Genomic DNA, 8,138 nt, shown 5'->3' on the forward strand with positions numbered 1-8,138 from the left:
TGCCAGATGTAATAAGAATTAACATTAATATTAACCCATGATGGGAATGATCTTGAGCATTAACGCATTTAATGCTTATTTTAATAGGCTGGCAGTTCCAGGTAAGACAACCAAGTGATTATATAATGAACAAAACAGAATTTTACGCGGATTTAAATCGCGACTTTAACGCGCTGATGGCAGGAGAAACCAGTTTTCTGGCAACGCTTGCGAACACCAGTGCGTTGTTATACGAGCGTCTCACTGACGTAAACTGGGCAGGTTTTTATTTGCTTGAGGACGATACACTGGTACTCGGACCATTTCAGGGCAAAATTGCCTGTGTCCGGATACCCGTCGGGCGCGGGGTGTGCGGCACTGCGGTTGCCCGCAATCAAGTGCAGCGTATCGAGGATGTTCACGCGTTTGACGGGCATATTGCCTGTGATGCGGCGAGTAATTCTGAAATTGTTCTGCCGCTGGTGGTGAAAAATCAGATTATTGGTGTTCTCGACATCGATAGTACCGTCTTCGGTCGCTTTACAGACGAGGACGAGCAAGGCTTACGTCAGCTTGTGGCACAGCTTGAAAAAGTGCTTGCAACGACGGATTACAAAAAATTCTTTGCGAGCGTCGCAGGATAATCAACGGATAACGTAGCATTTACTGGTAGCGTCATTATAATGACGCCTGTTCATGCCTGCGCTTGTTGGCTACGTCCGTTGTAATCAGGAAATTTCATGGAAAATCAACCTAAGTTGAATAGCAGTAAAGAAGTAATCGCGTTTCTGGCCGAACGTTTTCCCCACTGTTTCAGTGCGGAAGGTGAAGCGCGTCCGCTGAAAATCGGTATTTTTCAGGATTTGGTCGATCGTGTTGCCGGGGAAATGAACCTGAGCAAAACGCAATTACGATCCGCTTTACGTCTCTACACTTCGAGCTGGCGTTATCTTTACGGTGTTAAACCCGGCGCAACGCGTGTCGATCTTGACGGCAACCCATGCGGTGAGCTGGACGAGCAACATGTAGAGCATGCTCGCAAGCAGCTTGAAGAAGCGAAAGCGCGTGTTCAGGCACAGCGTGCTGAACAGCAAGCGAAAAAACGCGAAGCTGCCGCAGCTGCTGGTGAGAAAGAAGACGCACCGCGCCGCGAACGCAAGCCACGTCCGACCACGCCACGCCGCAAAGAAGGCGCTGAACGTAAACCTCGTGCGCAAAAGCCGGTAGAGAAAGCGCCAAAAACAGTAAAAGCACCTCGCGAAGAACAGCACACCCCGGTTTCTGACATTTCAGCTCTGACTGTCGGACAAGCTCTGAAGGTGAAAGCGGGTCAAAACGCGATGGATGCCACCGTATTAGAAATCACCAAAGACGGCGTCCGCGTCCAGCTGAATTCGGGTATGTCTTTGATTGTGCGCGCAGAACACCTGGTGTTCTGAAACGGAGGCCGGGCCAGGCATGAACATGTTTTTTAGGCTTACCGCGTTAGCTGGCCTGCTTGCAATAGCAGGCCAGACCTTCGCTGTAGAAGATATCACGCGTGCTGATCAAATTCCGGTATTAAAGGAAGAGACGCAGCATGCGACGGTAAGTGAGCGCGTAACGTCGCGCTTCACCCGTTCTCATTATCGCCAGTTCGACCTCGATCAGGCATTTTCGGCCAAAATCTTTGACCGCTACCTGAATCTGCTCGATTACAGCCACAACGTGCTGCTGGCAAGCGATGTTGAACAGTTCGCGAAAAAGAAAACCGAGTTAGGCGATGAACTGCGTTCAGGCAAACTCGACGTTTTCTACGATCTCTACAATCTGGCGCAAAAGCGCCGTTTTGAGCGTTACCAGTACGCTTTGTCGGTACTGGAAAAGCCGATGGATTTCACCGGCAACGACACTTATAACCTTGACCGCAGCAAAGCGCCCTGGCCGAAAAACGAGGCTGAGTTGAACGCGCTGTGGGACAGTAAAGTCAAATTCGACGAGTTAAGCCTGAAGCTGGCAGGAAAAACGGATAAAGAAATTCGTGAAACCCTGACACGCCGCTACAAATTTGCCATTCGTCGTCTGGCGCAAACCAACAGCGAAGATGTTTTCTCGCTGGCAATGACGGCGTTTGCGCGTGAAATCGACCCGCATACCAACTATCTTTCCCCGCGTAATACCGAACAGTTCAACACTGAAATGAGTTTGTCGCTGGAAGGTATTGGCGCAGTGCTGCAAATGGATGATGACTACACCGTTATCAATTCGATGGTGGCAGGTGGTCCGGCAGCGAAGAGTAAAGCTATCAGCGTTGGTGACAAAATTGTCGGTGTTGGTCAAACAGGCAAGCCGATGGTTGACGTGATTGGCTGGCGTCTTGATGATGTGGTTGCCTTAATTAAAGGGCCGAAGGGCAGTAAAGTTCGTCTGGAAATTTTACCTGCTGGTAAAGGGACCAAGACCCGCACTGTAACATTGACCCGTGAACGTATTCGTCTCGAAGACCGCGCGGTTAAAATGTCGGTGAAGACCGTCGGTAAAGAGAAAGTCGGCGTGCTGGATATTCCGGGCTTCTATGTGGGTTTGACAGACGATGTCAAAGTTCAACTGCAGAAACTGGAAAAACAGAATGTCAGCAGTGTGATCATCGACCTGCGTAGCAATGGCGGTGGGGCGTTGACCGAAGCGGTATCGCTCTCAGGTCTGTTTATTCCTGCGGGTCCCATTGTTCAGGTCCGCGATAACAACGGCAAGGTTCGTGAAGACAGCGATACCGACGGGCAGGTGTTCTATAAAGGCCCGCTGGTGGTACTGGTTGACCGTTTCAGTGCTTCGGCTTCAGAAATCTTTGCCGCGGCAATGCAGGATTACGGTCGTGCGCTGGTTGTGGGTGAACCGACGTTTGGTAAAGGCACCGTTCAGCAATACCGTTCATTGAACCGTATTTACGATCAGATGTTACGTCCTGAATGGCCAGCGCTGGGTTCTGTGCAGTACACGATCCAGAAATTCTATCGCGTTAACGGCGGCAGTACGCAACGTAAAGGCGTAACGCCAGACATCATCATGCCGACGGGTAATGAAGAAACGGAAACGGGTGAGAAATTCGAAGATAACGCGCTGCCGTGGGATAGCATTGATGCCGCGACTTATGTGAAATCAGGCGATTTAACGGCCTTTGGGCCGGAGCTGCTGAAGGAACATAATGCGCGTATCGCGAAAGATCCTGAGTTCCAGAACATCATGAAGGATATCGCGCGCTTCAACGCTATGAAGGACAAGCGCAATATCGTTTCTCTGAACTACGCTGTGCGTGAGAAAGAGAATAATGAAGATGATGCGACGCGTCTGGCGCGTTTGAACGAACGCTTTAAACGCGAAGGTAAACCGGAGTTGAAGAAGCTGGATGATCTACCGAAAGATTACCAGGAGCCGGATCCTTATCTGGATGAGACGGTGAATATCGCACTCGATCTGGCGAAGCTTGAAAAAGCCAGACCCGCGGAACAACCCGCTCCCGTCAAGTAATATCAATCAGGCACAAGAAATTGTGCCTGATTTTTTAACAGCGGCAAGATGCCGTAAATCAGATGCTACAAAATGTAAAGTTGTGTCTTTCTGGTGACTTACGCACTATCCAGACTTGAAAATAGTCGCGTAACCCATACGATGTGGGTATCGCATATTGCGTTTTGTTAAACTGAGGTAAAAAGAAAATTATGATGCGAATCGCGCTCTTCCTGCTAACGAACCTGGCCGTAATGGTCGTTTTCGGGCTGGTACTGAGCCTGACAGGGATACAGTCGAGCAGCGTTCAGGGGCTGATGATCATGGCCTTGCTGTTCGGTTTTGGTGGTTCCTTCGTTTCGCTTCTGATGTCCAAATGGATGGCATTACGATCTGTTGGCGGGGAAGTGATCGAGCAACCGCGTAACGAAAGGGAACGTTGGCTGGTTAATACTGTAGCAACCCAGGCTCGTCAGGCAGGGATCGCTATGCCGCAAGTGGCTATCTACCATGCGCCGGACATCAACGCTTTTGCAACCGGTGCGCGCCGTGATGCCTCTCTGGTTGCTGTCAGCACCGGTTTGCTGCAGAACATGAGCCCGGATGAAGCCGAGGCGGTAATTGCTCACGAAATCAGCCACATCGCCAATGGTGATATGGTCACCATGACGCTGATTCAGGGCGTGGTGAACACCTTCGTTATCTTTATTTCCCGTATTCTGGCGCAGCTTGCCGCGGGTTTTATGGGCGGAAATCGTGATGAAGGTGAAGAGAGCAACGGCAACCCGCTGATCTACTTTGCGGTTGCAACGGTTCTGGAACTGGTGTTTGGTATTCTGGCGAGCATTATCACCATGTGGTTCTCGCGTCATCGTGAATTCCATGCTGATGCCGGTTCGGCAAAACTGGTTGGTCGCGAGAAAATGATTGCCGCGCTGCAGCGCCTGAAAACCAGCTATGAACCGCAAGAAGCAACCAGCATGATGGCTTTCTGCATTAACGGTAAGTCGAAATCGCTCAGTGAGTTGTTCATGACTCACCCGCCGCTGGATAAACGAATTGAAGCTCTGCGTACGGGTGAATACCTGAAGTAATATGAAGTAAATACTAAAAAGCGCGTCCTGATCGACGCGCTTTTTTTATGCCCTGGATCGTGGCTGAGTGATACGTAAACCACTGACACAGGCAGCAATCACTGCCAGAATAGCCGCAGCCATCAGCGAAACGTGCGTACCATTATCACCGAACTGATTTAGCATCAGCGCCACCAGTGCCGCGCCGCTACTCTGACCCAGTAGACGAGCCGTTCCTAACATGCCACTGGCTCCACCGCTACGTTCGCGAGGAGCGGAGGTAATAATGGTGTGGTTATTGGGTGACTGGAATAAGCCAAATCCAGCGCCACATAAGATCATCGGCCAGATAATATTGATATCCGCAGGTGACGCGGGCAGCAGAACCAGGGAAAAAAGCCCCGCAGCCATGATGAACAACCCTAAAGCACCCAGCAATCCTGCATGTACGCGTTCAATCAAATAGCCTGCCAGCGGAGCCATCACCATCGTTGCTAACGGCCACGGTGTCAGAAGTAAACCTGTTTCGACTTCACTACGCCCGAGCACGGTTTGCAGGTAAAAGGGCAGGGAAACCATTGCCAGCATTTGTGCGCAGAAAGAGCAAACAGATGTGCAAATAGAAAGTGAAAACAGCGGGATACGCAGTAAATCCACCGGTAGCAGCGGTACGGGAAGAGAAAGCTGGCGGCGAATAAAGAAAATACCAACAACAACCATTACCACCAGTTCCGCAGCAATTAACGTCAGCGATTGCCCCTGAGCGAAACCACTCAACGCAGTGATAAGCAGGCCGAAGGTTAACGCGTTCATCACGGCGCTGGGCAGGTCGAAACGGGGTTTACTGGCGCGAGAACCATTGGGTGGCAGAAAACGCATCGCCAGAAGCAGGGCGATAATACCTAACGGTACGTTGATTAAAAATAACCATTTCCAGGATGCGATGGAGAGGATTGCTGCAGCAATTGTCGGCCCGGCAGCAGAAGAGACGGCAACAATAAACGAGTTTATGCCCATCCCTCTCCCCAGAAAACGTTGTGGATAGATCAGGCGGATAAGTGCGGTATTAACGCTCATCAACGCTGCACCGCCGAAACCTTGTATGACACGCGCAAGGGTGAGCATTTGCAGCGAATCAGAAAGGGCGCAGAACAGTGAAGACAACAGAAAAACGACCAGACCGCATTTATAAATACGTCGATAGCCAAACATATCGCCCAGAAACGAAAACGAGAGCAGGGAGATGACAATGGCGATTTGATAGGCGTTCACTACCCAGATGGAACTGGCTGGCGTGGCATGAAGGTCCGTGGCGATTGTTGGCAGGGCGACGTTGGCGATTGCGCCGTCAAGGACAGCCATCGAAATGCCAATCACAATGGTTAATATCGCACCGTATCGCTGGGGCAATGGCAGGCCGTCGGCCTGAACTTTTGGCATAGGAATTTTATATCTTTGGTGAATAATCAACAGGGGTATGATTCTAGCACTGATATTCACGGTGGATGTCGCAGAATTGTAACTAACCGGCAAAAGATGGATTGCGACCACCCTGGTGCGAAATTATAATAAAAAACAGTTCTGATTTTTATAAAACACTCGCAATGAGGTGATAAATGGCTAACGCAGATCTGGATAAACAGCCTGATTCTGTATCTTCCGTGCTAAAAGTTTTTGGCATTTTGCAGGCGCTGGGTGAAGAGCGCGAAATAGGGATAACCGAGCTGTCGCAGCGCGTCATGATGTCAAAAAGCACCGTTTATCGCTTTTTACAGACCATGAAAACCTTAGGTTATGTGGCGCAGGAAGGGGAGTCGGAGAAATATTCCCTGACCCTGAAATTGTTTGAACTGGGCGCTCGCGCGTTACAAAACGTCGATTTAATTCGTAGCGCAGATATCCAGATGCGTGAGATCTCCCGCCTGACCAAAGAAACTATCCACCTCGGCGCACTGGACGAAGACAGTATTGTTTACATTCACAAAATTGACTCTATGTACAATTTGCGCATGTATTCACGGATTGGGCGTCGTAATCCGCTGTACAGCACCGCGATTGGTAAGGTACTGCTGGCATGGCGCGATCTCGATGAAGTGAAGCAAATTCTTGAGGGCGTGGAGTATAAACGCAGTACCGAGCGGACCATCACCAGTACAGAAGCGTTATTACCCGTTCTGGACCAGGTGCGCGAGCAGGGGTATGGCGAAGATAACGAAGAGCAGGAAGAAGGGCTGCGATGCATTGCGGTACCGGTATTTGATCGCTTTGGCGTGGTCATTGCCGGTTTGAGCATCTCCTTCCCGACGTTGCGTTTCTCTGAAGAGCGTTTACAGGAATATGTCGCAATGTTGCATACCGCAGCGCGCAAAATTTCTGCCCAAATGGGTTATCACGACTATCCGTTCTGATGAGAGTAAGAACCTGTCGGAATATCAAACAGACAGGTTCTTTATTTAGCATGAGAAAAATAAAGTTGAAGGTGCGTTATATTAAACGCGCTTGCTATAAGAATATTTTACTCATGAGTGAGAATCTGGTTATTTATTACCCTTAACCATTATCGACCACGATATTGCTTTTACGTAACAGTGGGCAATCTGTTATCCCCAAGAAACCACTTTTAGTGTGCAAGTATTGTACCGTGCTGGTGCCTCTGGCAGTCAGATAGGTACATTGCAAACCTAATCCTGCGGCATTCTCTTTGCTTCCAATCAAAACGCCATATCCGCTGAGTAATAATCCTATCCATACCAGTGCTATCAGCATAACTGTGCGAATGATGAATCGCATTACAACCTCTTCTCTTTTTATGTTCGCTTAATCGTAGCGGCAATATGCGCTGAAGCAAGCGACTCATTCCGAAAAAGCACGAATATCGACATAGTTAGGCGCTGTTTAACTAACGCATGCTAGTTTAATGACATAAGGTAGGTGAAACGGAGATTGGAGTGAAAAAGTTTCGATGGGTCGTTCTGGTTGTCGTGGTGTTGGCTTGCTTGCTGCTTTGGGCGCAGGTATTCAACATGATGTGCGATCAGGATGTACAATTTTTCAGCGGAATTTGTGCCATTAACCAGTTTATCCCGTGGTGATATCATTTTTTCAGCACTAGATTTTCTTCCTCTCCAGCAGTGGTAGAATAGCGCCTCTACTCAGAGGTGGTGAAATGAACGAAGTTGTAAATTCAGGCGTGATGAACATTGCGTCTTTGGTTGTATCGGTGGTGGTTCTTCTTATCGGGCTCATCTTGTGGTTTTTTATTAATCGTGCCAGTTCTCGGACTAACGAACAGATTGAACTGCTTGAGGCGTTGCTGGATCAGCAAAAACGTCAAAATGCACTGTTACGTCGTTTGTGCGAAGCAAACGAACCAGAGAAAGCAGATAAAAAGACCGTTGAGAGTCAAAAATCGGTTGAAGACGACGATATTATTCGTCTGGTCGCCGAACGATAATCCTTCCTCAATCTTGAGTAACCCCGTCGTTGAAGGGTTACTCAATTCATCCTGATTATACGCACTATCATGGTGCAACTGCTTCAAATTAAAACTCTGGTCTGACTTCAAATAATTATCATATTATTTATTTGCGTAACGGGATA

At 49.0% G+C, this 8,138-nt stretch carries 9 protein-coding genes; 7 read left to right on the top strand and 2 right to left on the bottom strand.

The genetic code is table 11. From position 1 onward, the window contains the following. The first annotated feature begins 125 nt into the window (after positions 1–125). The 4 genes from msrC to htpX all read left to right on the top strand — a co-directional run bounded on the left by msrC (position 126) and on the right by htpX (position 4,559). Positions 126–623, top strand: a complete 498-nt coding sequence (gene msrC, locus E0D98_RS19235; protein ID WP_001043882.1) for an L-methionine (R)-S-oxide reductase — start codon at positions 126–128, stop codon at positions 621–623. Positions 624–719: 96 nt separating this feature from the next. Then, positions 720–1,418, top strand: a complete 699-nt coding sequence (proQ, locus tag E0D98_RS19240; protein WP_000431370.1) for an RNA chaperone ProQ — start codon at positions 720–722, stop codon at positions 1,416–1,418. Positions 1,419–1,437: 19 nt separating this feature from the next. Further along, positions 1,438–3,486 carry a carboxy terminal-processing peptidase gene (gene prc, locus E0D98_RS19245; protein WP_001315679.1) on the top strand — a complete coding sequence of 683 codons (2,049 nt, stop codon included), beginning with the start codon at positions 1,438–1,440 and terminating at the stop codon, positions 3,484–3,486. A 191-nt stretch (positions 3,487–3,677) separates the two neighbouring features. Beyond that, complete coding sequence (htpX, locus tag E0D98_RS19250) at positions 3,678–4,559, top strand: protease HtpX (RefSeq protein WP_000984517.1); 882 nt, start codon at positions 3,678–3,680, stop codon at positions 4,557–4,559. Positions 4,560–4,604: 45 nt separating this feature from the next. Here the strand turns inward: htpX and E0D98_RS19255 are convergent, their stop codons facing one another. Next, positions 4,605–5,978, bottom strand: coding sequence for an MFS transporter (locus E0D98_RS19255; RefSeq protein WP_001127216.1), 1,374 nt, complete (start codon positions 5,976–5,978; stop codon positions 4,605–4,607). A gap of 176 nt (positions 5,979–6,154) precedes the next feature. On the opposite strand from E0D98_RS19255, the gene kdgR reads away from it, so the two are divergent. Then, positions 6,155–6,946 (top strand): DNA-binding transcriptional regulator KdgR, encoded by a 792-nt coding sequence (kdgR, locus tag E0D98_RS19260; RefSeq protein WP_001262174.1) that lies wholly within the window; start codon positions 6,155–6,157, stop codon positions 6,944–6,946. A 142-nt stretch (positions 6,947–7,088) separates the two neighbouring features. Here kdgR and E0D98_RS19265 read toward each other — a convergent pair whose 3' ends face one another. After that, positions 7,089–7,328: a YobH family protein gene (locus E0D98_RS19265; protein ID WP_001211011.1), complete on the bottom strand. Its 240-nt coding sequence runs from the start codon at positions 7,326–7,328 to the stop codon at positions 7,089–7,091. A gap of 158 nt (positions 7,329–7,486) precedes the next feature. On the opposite strand from E0D98_RS19265, the gene mgrB reads away from it, so the two are divergent. Beyond that, positions 7,487–7,630, top strand: a complete 144-nt coding sequence (gene mgrB / locus E0D98_RS19270) for a PhoP/PhoQ regulator MgrB (protein WP_000714550.1) — start codon at positions 7,487–7,489, stop codon at positions 7,628–7,630. A gap of 74 nt (positions 7,631–7,704) precedes the next feature. After that, on the top strand, positions 7,705–7,992 hold the full coding sequence (locus E0D98_RS19275) for a YebO family protein (protein ID WP_001006865.1): 288 nt from the start codon (positions 7,705–7,707) through the stop codon (positions 7,990–7,992). The last annotated feature ends 146 nt before the right edge of the window (positions 7,993–8,138 follow it).

It is taken from the genome of Escherichia sp. KCJ4928, from assembly GCF_004352695.1.
Classification (GTDB): domain Bacteria; phylum Pseudomonadota; class Gammaproteobacteria; order Enterobacterales; family Enterobacteriaceae; genus ECMA0423.